Origin of the sequence: Amycolatopsis benzoatilytica AK 16/65 (assembly GCF_000383915.1) — a bacterium.
Taxonomy (GTDB): domain Bacteria; phylum Actinomycetota; class Actinomycetes; order Mycobacteriales; family Pseudonocardiaceae; genus Amycolatopsis; species Amycolatopsis benzoatilytica.
Map to the genome: position 1 here is coordinate 5,075,355 of NZ_KB912942.1, position 18,300 is coordinate 5,093,654.

Sequence of the window (18,300 nt, forward strand, 5' to 3'; positions counted from 1 at the left end):
ACCGCCGAAGGAGTACCGTCATGCCCACTTCCCGAATCGCCCGGACCGCCCGGGTGGGCGCATTCGCCGCCGCTGCCGCGACCGCCGCGAGCCTCGCGTCGGCCGTTCCCGCGTCGGCCGCCGAAATCCCGATCCCGATCGCCTATTCGGTCGCCGGCAGCACGGTCGTGAAGAAGACCGGCAGCACGCTCTCGCTCGGTCCCGGCAGCCTTGACGGCAATCTCCTGATCGACGACCAGACCGGGGCCGTCGGCCTCAACGCGAACCTGCAGCTGCCACCCTCCACCGCGAACATCTCGCTGCTCGCCGGCGGCTTCCGGATCAAGGCGAAGGTGACCGTCACTCCGACCGCGCCCGCGACCGGCACCCTCGCGAACGGCACGCTCACCACCCACGAGACCGCGAACATGGAGATCAGCGACATCTGGGCCGGCCCGATCGTGCCGGTCTTCCCGGTGCCGACCGTGCCCGGCAGCTGCACCACGACCACGCCGATCGACCTGACCCTGTCCGCCCCGAACGTCGACATCACCAAGCCGATCACGCTCACCGGCAATTACACCATCCCGGACTTCAAGAACTGTTTCATCGCCGATCTCGCCCTCGGCGCACTCGTGTCCGGACCAGACAACACGATCTCGCTCACCCTGACCTCGAAGAGCTGACCGACAGCCAAAAGACGGGGACGCCGGACCATTTCCGGCGTCCTTTTTTCGTGTCCGCCAACTTAGCTGGATTGTCACTTCCCAACGAGCCAAGAGTACTGTTTACGCTGTCAGTGACAAGAGAATCGGTCCAGCCGAACACCCGGCAACAAGGCTCCCACCAGGCTTGTTGCCGACCGAACTCGCGGGTAACCTGGTGCGGGCGGTCAGAATTATCCAACCGAGCCTGCTCCCCGTTCCCCGCGAACCCACCGGAACGGAATCCGCGGGCAGTTCCAGCCCTCTTTTGCAGGCACCATGAAAATGCATTCGAACCTAAGGAGAATGGTATGCCTCGGATCCGCACACTGTCCAAGGGCGTCGTTACCGGCGTCGCCGTCGGTGCGATCGCGGTGCTGGCCGCGGGCACCGCGTCGGCGGCCACCCAAACCTACTCCGCCGGACCCGCCAGCTACAGCTGTACCTTCCCGGCGATCCCGGCGCAGACGGTGTCGATCTCCGCGCACTTCGACGGCCCGGACACGATCCCGGTCAACACCAGCGTCACCCCGGCCAACGTCGGCGGCAGCGCATCGATCACCTCGATCGTGCACGCACTGCTCACCGCCGCCGGCTACGACGGCATCCGCGGCACCGCGGACGTCCCGATCACCGTCGACAACGGTTCGCTGTCGCAGCCGGACGCTTCCGGCCTGCAGATCCCGGAGCAGATCTACCCGGCCGGCGGCGGGATCACGGTGAACATCAACCAGGCGTCGACGTCGGTCATTCCGACCTACACCGCACCGGCCGCGGCGGGCGCGGTGAACTTCGCCCTCGGCACGACGATCACCGCGAATCTCGAGTTCCACAAGGCAGCCGACGGCAGCTGGACCCCGTGGACGATGACCTGCACGGCACCGTCGGGCACCAGCTTCACCCCGTCCGGCACCATCACCGCATCCTGACCCTGGACCAGTGGAGGGGCGGCCCGGCGGCCGCCCCTCCAGTCGTCGTTCCGGGTCTCGTTGGGGAGCGCGCTCGGTTGACCTCAGCTTGCTGCTCGACCGAGCGGGATGCCCAGCGGCAGCGCGGAGCTGCAGGTCGAACGAACGGGAGTCGCTCTCCGCGCCAACGCCATAGGTCCTCTCGCTGCGGGCGGGACACCAGCGCCGTCGCCGACACCGCCTGGTCACCGCGAGCCGACCCGGGCGTCGGCGAAGACCGGCCCGGCCGGAGGCCCAGGAGCCGGTCCCCTCCGCACTTAGGACACGCCGCCGCGTCAGTGGCAGCGCACCGACAGGTCCGTGATCACCAGGCCGAACTCATATCCCGCCGACGCACTGGTGACCGGTCCGCACACCGGCGGCTTCGGCACCGTCGCCTGGCTGTAGGTGTTGTTGCCCCAAGCGACCAGCGACCCGTCCGCCTTGATCGCCAGGTTGTGGTTCCACCCCGCATCGATGGCGACGACCCCGCTCGCCGCCGCGGCGGGCACGTCGGTCTGGCCGTCGTTGTCGTGCCCCCAAGCGATCACTCCGCCGTTCTTCAACGCGAGACTGTGCTCGTACCCGGCCGAAATCGCCGTCACACCGGATTTCGCCGCCGTGGGAACCGTCGTCTGGCCGTACTCGTTGCTGCCCCAGCCAAGCACCGCGCCGTCCTTCAGCACGAGGCTGTGGTCCCCGCCCGCGGAGATCGCACTGACGCCGGACTGCGCGAAGTCCGGCACGTCCGTCCGGCTGCCCCAGCTCACCACCCGGCCGTTCGACAGCAACGCGAGGCTGTGCACCGCGCTGGCAGAGATCGCGATCACCCCGCTGGAAACCGCTGCCGGAAGCTCCGTCTGGCCGTACCAGTCGTTCCCCCACGCGTAGACCTTGCCGTTCTTGAGGGCGAGGCCGTGGGTCCAGCCAGCGGCGATCTCGGTGGTACCCGACGACAGGTCCTCCGGTACCTCGCTTTCGCCGAAGTTGTTGTCGCCCCAGGCGAGTACCGCGCCGTTCTTCAGCGCCAGCCCGAATAGTCCGCCTGCCGAAACCGCGGACAGGCCCGATGTGGTGGCCGGCGGCATGTTCGACATGCCCCGGGTCCCCCACTGATAGACGCCCCCAGCCGCTGTCAGCTGCGGCACGTTCGCCGCGCCAGCCGCACTGCCCGCCGCGCCAGCCGCACTCAGCGGCGCTCCGCTCGCGCTCAGCTTCGCCGCGGCCACGCCGTTCAGCGGCAACACATTCACTGCGACGACCGGCCCGCTCGCCGCGGCCCCCGCCCCGATCACGGCGACCGCGGCGACCGCGGCGACCGCGGCCGCAACCTTGTCCCATCGCCGGTGTCCGGCCGCCATCGCAGCTCCTTCCTCCGCACTGTTCACCGGGATACTTCCAGCCTTCGCGACCCCTGCGGCGAAGCCTCAGATTCTTTGTCAGAATCCGATGAAAACCGGCCTCCGAACTAGCTGGCGAACATAAGAAAAACCCCTGCTGGCAAAGGAAATCCGGCACTCGCCGACGATGCTTGCGCACCGGCCGAACCGATCGGTAACTTCGCTCGGAAACCGTTCTCGGGACCGACCGGAGGAGGCGCGATGCCGGAAGCAACCGCACCCGCCGCCCACCGCCGTCCGGCCCGCCGAACGACTTTCGCCGCGCTCGCGGTCCTCGGCGTCCTGTCGATCGGCACTGGCGCGCTCACCGGCGTCAGCTCCGCCTCGACCGAAGCGCCCGCCCCCACCGTCCCGCCCCCGTCGTCATCCGGCGAACAGCAAGTCAGCAAAGAGATCGTCTTCGACTGTCCGTACGCCGCCCCCGCCGGGCCGCAGCAGATCAGCTTGACCGTCTCCGCGACCGTGCCTACGACAGTGCAGGTCGGGACCGGATTGAAATTCCATTCCCTGACGGCTTCTTTCACGCTCCCCCAGGTCGTCGCCGCCCAGCTGGCACCAGCTCCCGCGGACAGCATCCGGGGCGGTCTCACCCTCGATCTGACCGCGCGGCAAGGAGACAAGAGCACCGCGATCCCTACGCCGTTCACGATCGACGCGACTCCGGTGCCGGCAACCGGCGACGCGAAGCTGACCGCGACCGCGGACCTGCCGGACCAGGCGATCACCGCCCCCGGCCGGGTCAGCTTCGACCTCAGCGCCCCGACCATCGCCCTGAAGCCGGCCACCGACGGACCAGCCGAGTCGACCCCGGTCGCCTGCACCCTCGTCCCGGACCAGACGACGACGCTGGTTTCGATCCTCGCCACCACGGCACCCCCCGCCGCTCCGAGCCCGGGTAACCCGAACAGCCCGCCGCCGCTCCCTCCCCCGGCCCGCCCCAACGCGGTCGCACCACAGGAGGACGGCGACTACCCGCTCATCACTCCGCTCAACTACGTCCAGGTCACCGCGACTTCGTCGATCTACCGGCTGGGCGCGACCGTCGCCGGCAACCGGACCGGGGTGCTCAACGGAACTTGGACAGTGCTTTTGGTCCCCCCTGACTACGTCCCGCGCGATCCGAGCACCATCTCCGGCGTGGTCGGCTTCCGTCCGACCACCGCGACCTTCCTCGGTTTCGGCTTCGTGCCGGTCACCGCGACCGTCGAGTTCCTGCCCCTCGACTACCGCAATTCCACGCTGATCGACCTCAGCGGCCAGCTCTGGGGCGGCAGTCGACTGACCACCCACGTCCAGGTGATGGCCCGGATGAGCAACGCCAAAATCAACGGCGTGCCACTGGACCTCGGCCCGGACTGCGTCACCGCCAAGCCGGTCTCGCTCTACCTGTCCGGCAAATACAACGCGACGACGGGCGGCGTCCTCGGCACGGACCCGAATTCGCCCGACCCCGACTACCGCGGTTTCGCCCTGCCGCCGTTCGTCCACTGCGGCACCGCCGAACCGCTCAACCCGCTGCTCACCGGCATGGCCTCCACTACGACGAACATCAACCAGGCCAAGGTGGTCGAAGTGAACTTCGGCGAGTGCGCCTCGTACTCGCACCCGGATCACACCAAATGCCCGCCGATCCCGGACACGCCGGCTCCCGGCTGAGACCGAACCGGCGCTGATGCGCCAGAACGTTTCCGGCGCATCAGCGGACATGCTCGCCCTTCATCCAGAAAGCCGTCACCAGGTTCTTGGATGGCAAGACTCTCGCTGACTTGCACTTCCCAACCACGCGAAGCGACTTCCTTTTACCGAGCATGACGAATTCGCGCAGCTCCGAGGGCACCGGCGGGCGGCCGACCTCGCTCCGCTCCGACTACCGCATCACGTGCGTGCGCCGGTATTCGTCGTGCACAACTACGGCGCTCGCTCACCCCGGAGGCTGCGCCTCTCAGCGGCGGCTTGGCGAGTCTTCGAGAGGCGTCGGACGACGGCTGGCTGGCACCACGCTCGCCCGCGCGAGAGGCGGCGGCCAAGGCAGTTCCGGTCGGAGCTGATCGTCCCCGGCCGCACGCAGGACCAGTTCCATCTCAAACCTCGCCGCCGGGTCACGGAGCAAATCGCCAAACGTCGCCTGCAGCTGGCGCATGCGATAGCGCACCGTCTGCGGGTGAACTTGGAGCCGCTCGGCGATCTCGACCACGTTCGCCTGGCTGTCCAGCCAGGCGCGGAGCGTTTCGAGCAGCCGGTCCTGCTGTTTGTCGGTCATCTCCGCCAGCGGAGCGAAAAGCCGAGCCCGGAGCAGCTCGGTCAGCGCACCGTCGGAATGCACGAGCAGCGCAGCAAGATGGCCCTCGGCGCGAATCACCCGTTGAGCAGGGATTCGCCCTCGATCGGCGAGAACCAGCGCCCGGCGGGCCCAGCGCAACGAATCGGCGAGATTCGCCAACGGCACACACGGCCCGACGGCCAGCCGGCAGTCCGGCAGCGCCGCCTCAAGCGTCGCCAGCCGCGCGCCGGTGACCGCGCCGGGGACGACGATGCACGGCTCGGCGGAATCCAGTTCCGCGAGCACATCCGAGTCGAACGTCGCATGGCGACGCGCCCTGCCGTTCAACGGCGATTTGACCGCGACCGGCGAAGCCTGCTCCGGCACCCCCCACCCAGTGAGCTGCGCCAGCTCCGCGATCGCCTTTGGCGGAGCAGCCGGCACTTCCAGCAGGACTCCGAGCAGCCGTCGCCGCCAAGTGTCCAGTGCGCCAGCCGTCCGGGCTTTCGCTTCCAAGTAGCCGTCCAGCGCCACGGACGCCAATTCGTCCATGAACGCCAACATCGCGTCGGCCAGCTGAGACATCACCGCCGACGAAAGACCGGCCCGCCGTCCGACGCGCATGATGCGACGCCACGACACGCGCGCGCCGACCCGATACGCCGACTGCAGCGTGTCCAGGCTGCGCCCTTCGCGCATCTCGTTCTGACCGAGCCGGTGATGTACCTCCAGCGACTGCTCCTTCGACACGCGCGGGTCCGCGATTTGCGCGACGAACAGCGTGATGGCGTACTGGACCCCAGCCCGGATCGATCGCCCATACGGACCGTCGAGCGGTCTCGCGTAGGCAGGAATCGACCCGCGGATCTCGTCGACGATCTCGTCGGACAGACTCGCGAGCTCAGGACGCAGGATCTCGGCTAGCTTGCGCGGCAGCGCGGTCGGCGGCACAGCGTGATCGAGTCCCCGCTCCACCGACATCGCAGCTCCTTCGCTCCGCCCCGGTCTCCCCGGCCGCCTCAGAATGGCCGGCAACTCCCGCATCCATTGCGGGGTGACACCCGGCACATCGAAAAGACAACGCGAAACGTGTCACCGGTCCGGGAAGAAACCGATTTCTTGTCACTTTTGTGACAAGTTCACGAGGTCGGCCCCGTACCGCGTGACAACACACCGCTGGCCGCGCCGTGGCGTGCGTGCGAATGGGCGAACCCGGCCGCCTCCGCCCGCGATCGCCGGACCACGCCCCGATCGCCGCTCAGTGGCAACCGAGCGTGACCGCCCAGCGAGCCCGTCCTCCCTCTTGTATCATCTACTTGATACAAGAGGGAGGAACCCGCCATGAGGCTGGACTCAGCCATCGCGGTCGCGATCAGCACCGGCGTCGTGGGCTTGATCGTGCTGATCGTGCTCTGGCCGAACGAGAAGCAGGGCACCCGGCTGCTCGTCAAATGGGGCGTGCCGAACCTGGCCGCCGACCAGGTGTCGGTTGCCGTGCGCTACCTGCGCCGCCGGCGGTTCTGGTACCCATGGCTGTTCATCGGTCTCCCGCTGATCCCCCATGCGGAAGATCTCGCGCGGGCGCACGGCCTCGGCTCGATCGTGTTCGTCGCGCTGTTCGGCGGGCTGATCGCCGAAGTCCTGGCTCAGCGTTCCTCGCGAGAACCCCGCAAGGAAGCCTTGCTCGCACCCCGTGGCGTGCTCGATTTCGCTCCGCTGTGGACGATCATCGTCGCCGGACTGGCCACCGGAATCGCTGCGGTGCATCTCGCCGTTCAGGGGCAATGGCCCCAGACGGCGGTCATCCTCGGCTCGGCCGCAGTGTCCTGGCTGATCGTGCTTCTCGCCGTCCGGCGGCCAGCCGCCGGCGACCCGGAAGCCGACTTGGCACTGCGCACGCGCAGCGCCCGCGTCGCGCTCGGGCTCAGCGTCGGAACGACCGGAACGCTGGGATGGAGCGTCGGCACGATGAGCGCATTCATCGCGTTTGTCGCCACCATCGCCGCGTTCCTCGCGATCGTCGGCCCGCCGGCGAAACCGCGCACGACAACCCGGGCAGCACGCTAGATGCCGCTGCGAGTGGTGGTCGACGCGGAAAACGGCGTTCCGCCATGGCGTCAGGTACACGACCAGATCGCCCGTGCGATCACGACCGGCTCCCTGCCGCGGGATGCCCGTCTGCCGCCGATTCGTCAGCTCTCGAGGGACCTCGGACTCGCCTCCGGGACCGTCGCTCGCGTGTACCGCGAACTCGAAGCCGCCGGCTGGGTCACCACTGCCCGGGCCAGGGGCACCGTCGTGACCGGACCGGCCGATCGGCCGGATCCGGCGACACTGCTCCTCGGCGCGGCCGCCGAATACGCCCGGCACAGCCGGGAACTCGGCGTCACGCCGGACGAAGCCGTCGACGCCGTGCGGGTGGCGCTGGCGAATCTGGACGCACCGCCGCAGTAAACCCGGGCGACCGTCCGGCCGGCGTGGTTTTCGCCGTCAGGCGGACCGTGTTCCGCACGGTGCGCGCGCACCTCCTTCTGCCCGTGCGTTTTCCTTGGTCCGCGGACCGGACGAGGCGCGGATCGCTGCCTCGGCGCGGAGGCTCAGCCCTCCATCAGCACCCTCCCCACCGCGGCCAGCACCGGCTCGAGCGCCGAAACGTCCGAGCCGACGCATTCCGTGATGCCGGCGCCGACGACGTCCATTCCGGACAGTCCGTCGATCGCCGCGGCCAATTCGGCGATTGTGAGCCCGCCGGGCTCCGGACAGTTCACTCCGGCGAATTCGCCCGGGTCGAGAACGTCCAAGTCCACATGCAGATAAACGCGGTCCGCGCCGGCGGTCGCCAGCGCGGCGGCGACGTCTTCGGTCCGCACAGCGAGCCCGCTGGCGATGGCTTTCTCTTCGGCCGGATCGAACGCGCGAGTGCCGAACAGCGCCACGCGGCCGGGTTCGATCGCCGGGCTGGCGGCGAACTCGTTGTCTCCTTCGCCCAGCAGCGACCGCAACACCATGCCGTGGAAAGCGCCGGACGGCGAAGATTCCGCGGTGTTCAGGTCCGCGTGCGCGTCGAACCAGGCGACGCCAAGCGTTGCGCCGTAACGGAAACGCGCGACGCCGACCGGGATCAGCTCCACTCCGCAGTCGCCGCCGATGGTCAGCACCGGGCCTTCCGGCGCTTCGATCGCGGACAGCTGCAGCTGCCGGTTCGTGCCGGTGAGCACGGCCCGGTTGGCGATTCCAGTGACGACGTCGGACCCGGAAAAGTCCTGGCGCACATGGTGCACTGGTTTGCCGAGCACGTGCCCGGCGAGTTCGGAGAGCGCGCGGCAGCCCTCGACCAGCTTCCGTGCCCGGGACCCGATCGCGCCCTGCCATTGCGGCACCGCGTTGATCAGCATGCTTCGACGCTAGCGCGACCGGACCGGAAAAAGCGAGGACGAAAAAATGCGAGGGGTCCTTTCGCGCCGGGCTGGCGCGAAAGGACCCCTCGTGCACTGAAAAGTGGCGCGGGAAGCGGCTATTCGAGCACGATGAGAAGGTCCCCGCCCTCGACCTGCTGAACGGAGGTGATCGCCAATCGACCGACCTTGCCCGCGGCCGAAGCGGTGATCGAGGCTTCCATCTTCATCGCCTCGATGGTCGCCACGGTCGCCCCGGCCTCCACTTGGTCGCCCTCGGCCACCTGCAGGGTCACCACGCCGGCGAACGGCGCGGCGATCTGCTTCGGGTTGCCCTTCTCGGCCTTTTCGGTGGCCGGGATGTCCGAGGCGATCGAGCGGTCCCGGATCTGGATCGGCCGCAGCTGGCCGTTGAGCGTGGTCATGACGGTGCGCATGCCGCGTTCGTCGGCCTCGCCGACGGCTTCCAGTTCGATGAGCAGCCGCACGCCGGGCTGGAGCTCCACCCGGTATTCCTCGCCCGGGCGCAGACCGTAGAAGAAGTCCTTGCTCGGGAGCACGCTGGTGTCGCCGTATGCCTCGCGGTGCGCGAGGAATTCCTTGGTGGGGCCAGGGAACAGCAGTCGGTTCAGCGCGCCGCGGCGGTTCTCAGCGAGCTCCTTGCGGTCCTCCTCGGACAGTTCGGCGACCGGCTTCGCGGCCGAACGGCCTTCGAGCGCCTTGGTGCGGAACGGTTCCGGCCAGCCGCCCGGCGGGTCGCCGAGTTCGCCGCGCAGGAAGCCGATCACCGAGTCCGGGATGTCGAACTTGTTCGGCTCCGCCTCGAAGTCCGCCGGAGCGACGCCGGCGCCGACGAGGTGCAGCGCGAGGTCGCCGACCACCTTGGACGACGGCGTCACCTTCACCAGGTGGCCGAGGATCTTGTCCGCCGCGGCGTACATGGCCTCGATGTCCTCGAACCGGTCGCCAAGGCCGAGCGCGATGGCCTGGGTGCGCAGGTTGGAGAGCTGCCCGCCGGGGATCTCGTGGTCGTAGACGCGGCCGGTCGGCGAAGCGAGACCCGCTTCGAACGGCGCGTAGATCTTGCGGACGCTCTCCCAGTACGGCTCCAGGTCGCCGATCGCGTGCAAGTCGAGACCGGTGCTGTGCGGCGAGTGGTCGGTAGCCGCCACGATCGAGCCGAGCGACGGCTGCGAAGTGGTGCCTGCCATCGACGACACCGCGCCGTCCACCGCGTCGGCGCCGGCCTGGATCGCCGCCAGGTAGGTGGCGAGCTGGCCGCCGGCGGTGTCGTGCGTGTGGAGGTGCACCGGCAAGTCGAATTCCTTGCGCAGCGCGGTCACCAGCCGCGCCGCGGCGGGCGCGCGGAGCAGGCCGGCCATGTCCTTGATCGCCAGGACGTGCGCCCCGGCGCCGACGATCTGCTCGGCCAGCTTGAGGTAATAGTCGAGCGTGTAGAGCTTCTCGTTCGGATCGGACAGGTCCGAGGTATAGCAGAGCGCGACCTCGGCGACCGCCGACCCAGTGGCGCGGACGGCTTCGATGGCCGGCCGCATCTGCTCGACGTCGTTGAGCGCGTCGAAGATCCGGAAGATGTCGATACCGGTCGCGGTCGCCTCATCGACGAAGGCCGTGGTGACCTCAGTCGGGTAAGGCGTGTAGCCGACCGTGTTGCGGCCGCGCAGCAGCATCTGCAGACAGATGTTCGGCACGGCTTCGCGCAACTGCGCCAGCCGCTCCCACGGGTCCTCGGCGAGGAAGCGCAGCGCTACGTCGTACGTCGCGCCGCCCCAGCATTCGAGCGACAGCAGCTGCGGCACGGTCGCGGCGACGACCGGGGCCACCGCGAGCAGGTCCTTCGTGCGCACCCGGGTCGCGAGCAGAGACTGGTGCGCGTCGCGGAAGGTGGTGTCGGTGACGCCGAGCTGCGGCGACTCCCGCAGCCAGCGCGCGAATCCTTCCGGACCGAGCTCGACCAGCTTCTGCTTGGACCCGTCCGGCGGCGTTGTGTCGGCGGGCAGCTTCGGCAGCTTGGTGGCCGCATCGGGCGTGCGCGGGCGCTCGCCGTGCGGTCGGTTGACAGTCTGGTCGGCAAGGTAGGTGAGCAGGCGCGTGCCGCGGTCGGCGGAGTGGCGCGCGGTCAGCAGGTGCGGCCGTTGCTCGATGAACGAGGTGGTGACGTTGCCTTCGCGGAAGTCCGGATCGTCCAGCACTGCCTGCAGGAACGGGATGTTCGTCGCCACTCCGCGGATGCGGAACTCGGCGACCGCGCGGCGGGCGCGGCCCACCGCGGTGCGGAAATCGCGGCCGCGGCAGGTGAGCTTCACCAGCAGCGAGTCGAAGTGGGCGCTGATCTCGGTGCCGGAGAACGCGGTGCCGCCGTCGAGCCGGATGCCCGAGCCGCCCGGTGAGCGGTAGGCGCTGATCATGCCGATGTCCGGACGGAAGCCGTTGGCCGGGTCTTCGGTGGTGATGCGGCACTGCAGCGCGGCGCCGCGCAGGTAGATCTTGTCCTGCGACAGGCCGAGGTCGGCCAGGTTCTCACCGGCGGCGATGCGCAGCTGGGACTGCACGAGGTCGACGTCGGTGACCTCCTCGGTGACCGTGTGCTCGACCTGGATGCGCGGGTTCATCTCGATGAACACGTGCTTGCCCTGGCGGTCCAGGAGGAATTCGACGGTGCCCGCGTTGCGGTAGCCGATCTGCCGCGCGAACTTCACCGCGTCCGCGCAGATGCGGTCGCGCAGCTCGGGGTCGAGGTTCGGCGCGGGGGCCAGCTCGACGACCTTCTGGTGCCGGCGCTGCACGGAACAGTCGCGCTCGTACAGGTGGATCACATTGCCCTCGCCGTCGGCGAGGATCTGCACCTCGATGTGCCGCGGTTCGACCACGGCCTTCTCCAGGAACACGGTCGGGTCGCCGAACGCCGATTCGGCCTCGCGCGCGGCGGCCTCGATCGACTCGCGCAGCTGGGCCGGGTCCTCGACGCGGCGCATGCCGCGCCCGCCGCCGCCCGCGACCGCCTTGACGAACACCGGGAAGCCCAGCTCGCCGGCCGCGGCGACCAGTTCGTCCACGTCGCTGGAGGGCTGCGACGAGCCGAGCACCGGGACGCCCGCCTCGCGCGCCGCCTTGACCGCGCGCGCCTTGTTGCCGGTCAGCTCGAGGATCTCGGCGCTCGGGCCGACGAAGGTGATCCCCGCTTCTTCGCAGGCCCTGGCCAGGTCGGGGTTCTCCGACAGGAAGCCGTAGCCCGGGTAGACCGCGTCGGCGCCCGCCTTCTTGGCGGCCTGGACGATCTCCTCCACCGAGAGGTAGGCGCGGACCGGGTGGCCCGGTTCGCCGATCTCGTACGCCTCGTCGGCTTTCAGCCGGTGCAGCGAGTTGCGGTCTTCGTGCGGAAACACGGCGACTGTGCCCGCGCCCAGTTCGTAACCTGCGCGGAACGCCCGGATCGCGATTTCGCCGCGATTGGCCACCAGCACTTTGCGGAACATGCCCGGTCCTTCCCTGTTCGGATCGGTATTCGAAGGCACGTTACCCGGTTGTTCCCGCGGTACGGGAGGCGTAGTCCAAGTGATGGACATCATGGGCCCCGACCTGCCGGACCGCCGCTGGCCCGGCTGGCCGCCCGCACCGGTCAGGGCTTGTCTTCGGGCAGCGTGCAGACCAGCCGATTGGCCGTTCCAGAGGGCACATTCTTGACTACGTTCTGCGTTGCGTCCCGCACAATTGCCTCGTCGACCGCGGCGGGCGCGAGGTCCGGATGCGCGGACCGGTAGACGGCCACCGCGCCGGCCGCCACCGCCGCCGCCATCGAGGTGCCGGAAAGAGGCCCGACATCCGCGGTGCCGGCGATCGGCGCGGGGATGTCGACGCCCGGCGCGTACAGGTCGAGCGGCGTCCCAAAGTTCGAGAAACTCGCGACTTGGTCTTGGACGTCGGTCGCGCCGACGGTCAGCGCCGCCGGGACGCGAGCAGGCGATATCTGGCTGGCATCGGTGCCGCCCTCCCCGGCCGGAACCACGATCGGCATCACCGCGGCGACACCTTTGACAGCGTTGTCGAGCTGTTCGTTCGGCACGCCGCCGATCCCGAGCACGGCGACCGCGGGCTGATGCGCGTTCTTCGCGACCCAGTCCAGGCCAGCGATGATTGTGTCGGTCGCTCCGCCGCCTGCCTTGTCCAGGACCCGGACCGGGAAGATCTGCGCGCCCTTGGCGACGCCGTAGCTGTGCCCGGCGACGATTCCCGCGACCCGGGTGCCGTGGCCGTTGGTGTCGGACGTGTCAGTGCCAGTGGTGAGGAAATCCTTGCCGGGCAGCACCTGGCCTTGCAGATCCGGATGTTTCGCATCGACACCGCTGTCGATCACGTAGACGGTGACGCCGGAACCGTCCGAATCGTAGTGGTACTTCTGGTCGAGGCCGGTCCGCTGGTCGATCCGGTCCAATGCCCAGCTCGGCGGGTTGACCTGAGTCCCGCTCGCTGCCAGTGCGGCCGGCTGCACGCCGACCACCAGCAAAAACGTCAGTGTTGCCGGAAAAAGGCCACGCGCCGCTCGGTTCCGCATGTCTGCGGTGGTATCCCGGCGGCCGGTTGGCGGCAACTCGACGTCACCCGATGGGCTGGTCCCTGTCCAGCGCCGGGCCGGCGCGGCGCACCTGCGGTCGAGACGGCTGTTCGAGAGGAGTTGATCTGTGCTGCGACCTGGGTTTCGCCGATAACCGGCTAACCGGCGACTGCCAGCGGGAGGTGCCCGCGCACTGACGCTGACGGCAAGCAGACGAGTACGTCGAAGGCCCGCGCGACGTCGACCTCAGAGTGTGCGTACCGCATCCGCGACGAGCCGGCCAAGCCGTCCGCGCGGATTTGCCGTCGAGGCGGAACTCGCCGGCTGCGTGCTGCTCAATGCTCGCGTAGCACGCTTCGTTGCCGGTAAACGGCGACAACGAGGGCAGGCGCTCGACGAAGGTCTCGCCGTTCAGCGGCGACATCCAAGGAACGTCCCGACACGGCTGGGCACCGTGAAGCCTCATCACTCGGCGTTGCCCGCCGCCCCACCAAGGCTTAATCGCGCAGGGACAACCGGTACCGGATCTCCTCGATCGGGACCGTTCCCTCGGCCATCGTCTCGACTTTCGTCCTTCCGTCCGAGACCCAGCCTGCGCGCTCGTAGAACTTCCGTGCGCGCTCGTTGGCCGACAGGACCCACAAGGTCGCCGTCTCGAAGCGGGCGGCGAGGCCGCGCACGCATTCCTCGTGCAGGGCGCGGCCCAACCCGTTGCCCCACTGGGCCGGCAGGAGGTAGATGGCCGACAGTTCCCCGGTTTCGGGAGTGGTGTCGTCGTCGCGGCCGGGGCCGAAGACAGCGAAGCCGGCCGTCTCACCCGAACCGGCTTCGCTGGCGACGAGCACCGTGTGCGGCAACGACGGGTTCGCGAGGTTCTCGGCCCAGGACTCGGTTCGCGCGGGGACCGACAGGCCGGACAGGAACTCGTCCGGCATCAGCCCCGAGTAGGCCGCCTGCCAGGAACTCACGTGGACGGCCGCGATGGCGGCCGCGTCTTCCAGCGTCGCTCGGCGGACTGCGGCAGTCTTTTCCGGCACCGTTCCTCCCGGGTTTCCGGCAAAGCACCTGGTACGGACAGGGAAGCACAGGCGAGCGGGCAGTGCATGCGAATTCCGGCGGGTTCCGGGCGGGGAAAGGATCGAGGACGAGTGGACGAGCGCGGGAAACCGCGAGTCGGCGGGCGAGGTGTCAGTCAGCGGAATGGCGAGCCGCCGCACAACCAACCCGCAAGCCCGGGGCAGCGGGCCGCCGCGCGGCCACGGAGCCACGAGAACCGCAGCTCAGCTCTTCTCCAGGTACTCCGCCCTCTCCATGTCCACCACGTCCGCGACCATCTGAGCCAGCCCGCCCGCCGATGCCAGCGTGGGATCCTTCAGCACGATTTCCTGGGCCTGCGCGCGGGCCTCGGTGATCACGTCCTCGTCCCGCAGCAGCGACAGCAGCTTCAGCCCGGATCGCTTTCCCGACTGGGCCGCGCCCAGGATGTCGCCTTCCCGGCGCAGTTCCAGGTCCAGCCGGGACAGCTCGAAGCCGTCCGTGGTGGACTCGACGGCCGCGAGGCGTTCGCGGGTCGACGTGCCGTCCAGGGTTTCCGTGACCAGCAAGCACAATCCGGGCACGCTGCCACGGCCGACGCGGCCTCTCAGCTGGTGCAGCTGGCTCACGCCGAACCGGTCCGCGTCCAGGATCACCATCGCGGTCGCGTTCGGCACGTTCACGCCGACCTCGACGACCGTGGTCGCGACGAGCACCTCGATCTTCCCCGCGCCGAACGCCTGCATCACGGCGTCCTTCTCGTCGGTCGGCATCCGGCCGTGCAACGCGGCGATCTTCAAGCCCTTCAACGCCCCGTTCGCCAGATCCGGCGCGACGTCCAGGACCGCGAGCGGCGGGCGCTTGTCGCTCTTGTCCGAGGGGGGTTCGTCGCCGATCCGCGGACACACGACATACGCCTGGTGGCCCTTTCCGACCTCCTCGCGGACCCGCTGCCACACCCGGTCGAACCACGCCGGCTTCTCCGCCACCGGAACGACCGTCGTCTTGATCGGGGACCTGCCGACCGGCATTTCGCGCAATGCCGAGGTTTCCAGGTCTCCGTACACCGTCATCGCGACCGTGCGCGGGATCGGCGTCGCGGTCATGACCAGCACGTGCGGGCTGGTCGAATCGGCGCCGCGCGAGCGCAGCGCGTCTCGTTGCTCGACGCCGAACCGGTGCTGTTCGTCCACGACCGCCAGGCCGAGGTCGGCGAATTTCACCGTGTCCTGGATCAGCGCGTGCGTGCCGACGATGATGCCCGCCTCCCCGCTTACCGCTTCCAGCAACGCTTTCTTGCGTTCCTTGGCGCCCATCGATCCGGTCAGCAGGGTGATCCGGGTGGCGTTCTCCGCCGCGCCCAGCTCGCCCGCCATCCCCAGCGAGCCGAGCATTTCCCGGAGCGACCGGGCGTGCTGCGCGGCGAGCACCTCGGTGGGCGCGAGCATCGCGGCCTGCCGGCCGGCGTCGACGATCTGCAGCATCGCCCGCAGCGCGACCACCGTCTTGCCCGACCCGACCTCGCCCTGCAGCAGCCGGTTCATCGGGTGCTCGGACGACAGGTCCGCGGCGATCTCGTCGCCGATCGCGCGCTGGCCCGCGGTCAGGTCGAACGGCAGCTGCTTGTCGAACGCGTCGAGCAGGCCGCCGTCGGTGTGCGGGCTGGCTTTCGCCGGACGCGACACCGCGGAGTGCCTTCGCTGGGCGAAAATCAGCTGCACGGCCATCGCTTCGTCCCACTTGAGCCGGTGCCGCGAAGTCTCCAGGTGCGCCCAGTCCTCCGGCCGGTGGATGCCGCGCAGCGCGCGCTCCAGCCCGGGCAAACCGTTGCGGGTGCGCAATTCCTCCGGCATCGGGTCTTCGCCGACCTCGAGCACGTCCAGCACCTGCCGCACGCACTTGGCGATCGACCAGGTCGGCATGCCCTGCGCGGCCGGGTAGACCGGGATGATCTCGGCGAGGAAGTTGTCGACCGCTTCCGCCTCGCGTTCTGCGTCGAGCAGTTCGTACTCCGGATTGGCCAGCTGCAACGTGTCCCGGAAGGCGGTGACCTTGCCCGCGAACAGCCCGGTCTTGCCCGGCACCAGGTCCTTCTCGCGCCACGCCTGGTTGAAGAACGCGCACGCCAGCCGCCGCTTCCCGTCGGTGATCACCATGTCCAGGATGGTGCCGTTGCGGGACTTCATCCGGCGTTTGCTGACCTTTTCGATCCGTGCCAGCACGGTCGCGTGCTCGCCCAGCTCCAGCCCGGCGATATCGGTGAGCTCGCCGCGCTCGGCGTAGCGGCGCGGATAGTGGCGCAGCAGGTCGGAAACCGTCTCGATGCCGAGCGCGCCGGAGAGCGCCTTCGCCGTCTTCGCGCCCAGCAGCAGCGGAAGCTTGTCGCGCAGTCCGGCCATCGTTACTCGACCCCCATCAGCAGCACGGCGTCGACCTGACCGCCGGCGTAAGTCGTCAGTTCCACTTCGGGGTGCTCCAGCCGCAGCTGCTCGGTGAGCTCCGCGGTCAGGCCCGGCGGCGCGTCCGCCCCGCTCAGCACGGTGACCAGCTCGCCGCCGAGCGCCAGCATCCGGTTGAGCACGCCGACAGCGGCCGCGACCAGGTTCGTCGCCGACGCCGGAGCGGGCTCGATCGACACCACCTCGTCGTCGACCAGGCCGACCACGTCGCCGGTCTGCGCCCGTCCCACCCAGGTTAGCGACTCCTCACGGGCGACCCGCAGCTCGCCACGCCTCGTCGCGGCCGCCGCTTCGGCCATCGCGACCACGTCGTCGTTGACCCGCCGGTCCCCGTCGTGCACCGCCAGCGCGGCCAGCACCTGCACCGGCGACGAGCACGGGATCACCACGACGTCCCGTTCCCCCGCCATCGGATGCCCGGCGGCGGCGTCGGCGGCCGCGGTGAGATCCGGGCCGCCCGGCAGCACGCTGACGTGCTGGCCGGCCGCCTCGTTGAACAAGCCGATCAGGTCCTCGACGCTCGGCGTCTCGCCCGGCGGCACGGCCAGCACCGCGACGCCCTCGGCACGCAGCAGCTCGGCCAGCCCGCCGCCGCGGACGACGGCGACCACCGACCGGTCCAGGCCGCCGCCCGGTTCGATCGGGGTAGGCGTGATCAGCGGCTCGACGCGGATGTTCCGCGGGCGGCCCAGCTGCAGGCCGGCCTCGATGGCCGCGCCGATATCCGCGCAATGGACGTGCACCGCGTGGCTGCCCGCCCCGTCGCCGGCCACCGTCACGCTGTCGCCGAAGCCGCTCAGTTCCTTCCGCAACGCCGGCAGCCGGGCCTCGTCGGCCTCGTCCAGCAAGTACATGACTTCCCACGCGTACGCCTGCTCGACCACCGGCTCGACGGTCGCCCGCAGCTCGTGCCCGAGGTCCTCGGCTTCGCCGGTGATCACGCTGGCCAGCGCGTCGAGGACGGCGACCAGGCCGCGCGCGCCCGCGTCCACTACCCCGGCCTTGGCCAGCGCGGGGAGCTGCTTGGGCGTTTCGTCCAGCGCGGCCGCGGCGACCGCGACGACGTCGCGGACGACCTCCGGCAGGACGGCGGTGGTTCCCCGGACCGCCGCGGCCACCGAGTGCAAGACCGTGAGCATCGTCCCCGCGACCGGGCGGCTGACCGCGCCGGTCGCGACCTGGTCCGCGTGCCCGAGCGCGGCCGCGAGGCCCGGACCGTCCAGCTCGCCGGTGGCTGCCCAGTCCGCGATCCCACGTACGACCTGGGAAAGGATCACGCCCGAGTTGCCCCGTGCGTGCGCCACCGCGCCCCGCGCCAGCACCGCCAGCGCCTCGGCGGCGTCGGCGGGCTCGGCCGCCTGGAGCGCCTCGTGCGCGCCGGTCATCGTGTACAGCAGGTTGGAGCCGGTATCGGAGTCCGCGACCGGGTACACGTTGATGCCGTCGATCGCGGTCCGCAGCCTGGTCAGACTGTGCACCGAAGCCGCTGCCCAGCCCGACACCGCCATCGCGTCCAGCACCCGCACCCGTAACCTCCTAGCCGGTCCC

The 18,300-nt window shown here is 69.6% G+C and carries 13 protein-coding genes; 5 read left to right on the forward strand and 8 right to left on the reverse strand.

From position 1 onward, the window contains the following. The first annotated feature begins 20 nt into the window (after nt 1–20). Together AMYBE_RS0123320 and AMYBE_RS0123325 are read left to right on the forward strand one after the other, a co-directional pair. Nucleotides 21–665, forward strand: coding sequence for a hypothetical protein (locus AMYBE_RS0123320; RefSeq protein WP_020661807.1), 645 nt, complete (start codon nt 21–23; stop codon nt 663–665). A gap of 329 nt (nt 666–994) precedes the next feature. Next, the gene (locus tag AMYBE_RS0123325; protein WP_020661808.1) at nt 995–1,612 is read left to right on the forward strand and encodes a DUF6801 domain-containing protein; all 618 of its coding nucleotides are present in this window, start codon (nt 995–997) and stop codon (nt 1,610–1,612) included. A 314-nt stretch (nt 1,613–1,926) separates the two neighbouring features. On the opposite strand, the gene AMYBE_RS0123330 is transcribed toward AMYBE_RS0123325, so the two are convergent. Next, nucleotides 1,927–2,991 (reverse strand): RCC1 domain-containing protein, encoded by a 1,065-nt coding sequence (locus AMYBE_RS0123330; protein ID WP_020661809.1) that lies wholly within the window; start codon nt 2,989–2,991, stop codon nt 1,927–1,929. A 240-nt stretch (nt 2,992–3,231) separates the two neighbouring features. Here AMYBE_RS0123330 and AMYBE_RS0123335 point away from each other — a divergent pair, with 240 nt between their 5' ends. Further along, nucleotides 3,232–4,686: a DUF6801 domain-containing protein gene (locus AMYBE_RS0123335; protein ID WP_020661810.1), complete on the forward strand. Its 1,455-nt coding sequence runs from the start codon at nt 3,232–3,234 to the stop codon at nt 4,684–4,686. Between the two features lie 286 nt (nt 4,687–4,972). Here AMYBE_RS0123335 and AMYBE_RS0123340 read toward each other — a convergent pair whose 3' ends face one another. Further along, entirely contained in the window at nt 4,973–6,271 is a 1,299-nt protein-coding gene (locus AMYBE_RS0123340) for a PucR family transcriptional regulator (protein ID WP_020661811.1), read from the reverse strand. Between the two features lie 360 nt (nt 6,272–6,631). On the opposite strand from AMYBE_RS0123340, the gene AMYBE_RS0123345 reads away from it, so the two are divergent. After that, nucleotides 6,632–7,357, forward strand: coding sequence for a hypothetical protein (locus AMYBE_RS0123345; protein ID WP_020661812.1), 726 nt, complete (start codon nt 6,632–6,634; stop codon nt 7,355–7,357). Further along, the gene (locus AMYBE_RS0123350) at nt 7,358–7,744 is read left to right on the forward strand and encodes a GntR family transcriptional regulator (protein ID WP_020661813.1); all 387 of its coding nucleotides are present in this window, start codon (nt 7,358–7,360) and stop codon (nt 7,742–7,744) included. It abuts the gene before it with no gap. A gap of 143 nt (nt 7,745–7,887) precedes the next feature. Here the strand turns inward: AMYBE_RS0123350 and AMYBE_RS0123355 are convergent, their stop codons facing one another. From AMYBE_RS0123355 to AMYBE_RS0123380, 6 genes are all read right to left on the reverse strand, one after another. After that, nucleotides 7,888–8,685: an arginase family protein gene (locus tag AMYBE_RS0123355; protein ID WP_020661814.1), complete on the reverse strand. Its 798-nt coding sequence runs from the start codon at nt 8,683–8,685 to the stop codon at nt 7,888–7,890. Between the two features lie 119 nt (nt 8,686–8,804). Then, a complete protein-coding gene (locus AMYBE_RS0123360; RefSeq protein ID WP_020661815.1) occupies nt 8,805–12,182 on the reverse strand; it encodes a pyruvate carboxylase in 3,378 nt (1,125 codons plus the stop codon). A gap of 143 nt (nt 12,183–12,325) precedes the next feature. After that, nucleotides 12,326–13,258 carry a S8 family peptidase gene (locus AMYBE_RS0123365; protein WP_020661816.1) on the reverse strand — a complete coding sequence of 311 codons (933 nt, stop codon included), beginning with the start codon at nt 13,256–13,258 and terminating at the stop codon, nt 12,326–12,328. A gap of 497 nt (nt 13,259–13,755) precedes the next feature. Next, entirely contained in the window at nt 13,756–14,295 is a 540-nt protein-coding gene (locus AMYBE_RS0123370; protein ID WP_020661817.1) for a GNAT family N-acetyltransferase, read from the reverse strand. A 243-nt stretch (nt 14,296–14,538) separates the two neighbouring features. Then, on the reverse strand, nt 14,539–16,692 hold the full coding sequence (recG, locus tag AMYBE_RS0123375; protein WP_020661818.1) for an ATP-dependent DNA helicase RecG: 2,154 nt from the start codon (nt 16,690–16,692) through the stop codon (nt 14,539–14,541). Between the two features lie 2 nt (nt 16,693–16,694). Continuing rightward, nucleotides 16,695–18,278, reverse strand: coding sequence for a DAK2 domain-containing protein (locus AMYBE_RS0123380; RefSeq protein ID WP_020661819.1), 1,584 nt, complete (start codon nt 18,276–18,278; stop codon nt 16,695–16,697). Nucleotides 18,279–18,300 lie beyond the last annotated feature (22 nt).

Bases quoted from the DNA above. Each gene is read 5' to 3' on its own strand.
- recG (WP_020661818.1), bottom strand. From the start codon at position 16,692: ATGGCCGGACTGCGCGACAAGCTTCCGCTGCTGCTGGGCGCGAAGACG.
- AMYBE_RS0123360 (WP_020661815.1), bottom strand. From the start codon at position 12,182: ATGTTCCGCAAAGTGCTGGTGGCCAATCGCGGCGAAATCGCGATCCGG.
- AMYBE_RS0123330 (WP_020661809.1), bottom strand. From the start codon at position 2,991: ATGGCGGCCGGACACCGGCGATGGGACAAGGTTGCGGCCGCGGTCGCC.
- AMYBE_RS0123320 (WP_020661807.1), top strand. From the start codon at position 21: ATGCCCACTTCCCGAATCGCCCGGACCGCCCGGGTGGGCGCATTCGCC.
- AMYBE_RS0123350 (WP_020661813.1), top strand. From the start codon at position 7,358: ATGCCGCTGCGAGTGGTGGTCGACGCGGAAAACGGCGTTCCGCCATGG.
- AMYBE_RS0123365 (WP_020661816.1), bottom strand. From the start codon at position 13,258: ATGCGGAACCGAGCGGCGCGTGGCCTTTTTCCGGCAACACTGACGTTT.
- AMYBE_RS0123340 (WP_020661811.1), bottom strand. From the start codon at position 6,271: ATGTCGGTGGAGCGGGGACTCGATCACGCTGTGCCGCCGACCGCGCTG.
- AMYBE_RS0123355 (WP_020661814.1), bottom strand. From the start codon at position 8,685: ATGCTGATCAACGCGGTGCCGCAATGGCAGGGCGCGATCGGGTCCCGG.
- AMYBE_RS0123335 (WP_020661810.1), top strand. From the start codon at position 3,232: ATGCCGGAAGCAACCGCACCCGCCGCCCACCGCCGTCCGGCCCGCCGA.
- AMYBE_RS0123325 (WP_020661808.1), top strand. From the start codon at position 995: ATGCCTCGGATCCGCACACTGTCCAAGGGCGTCGTTACCGGCGTCGCC.
- AMYBE_RS0123345 (WP_020661812.1), top strand. From the start codon at position 6,632: ATGAGGCTGGACTCAGCCATCGCGGTCGCGATCAGCACCGGCGTCGTG.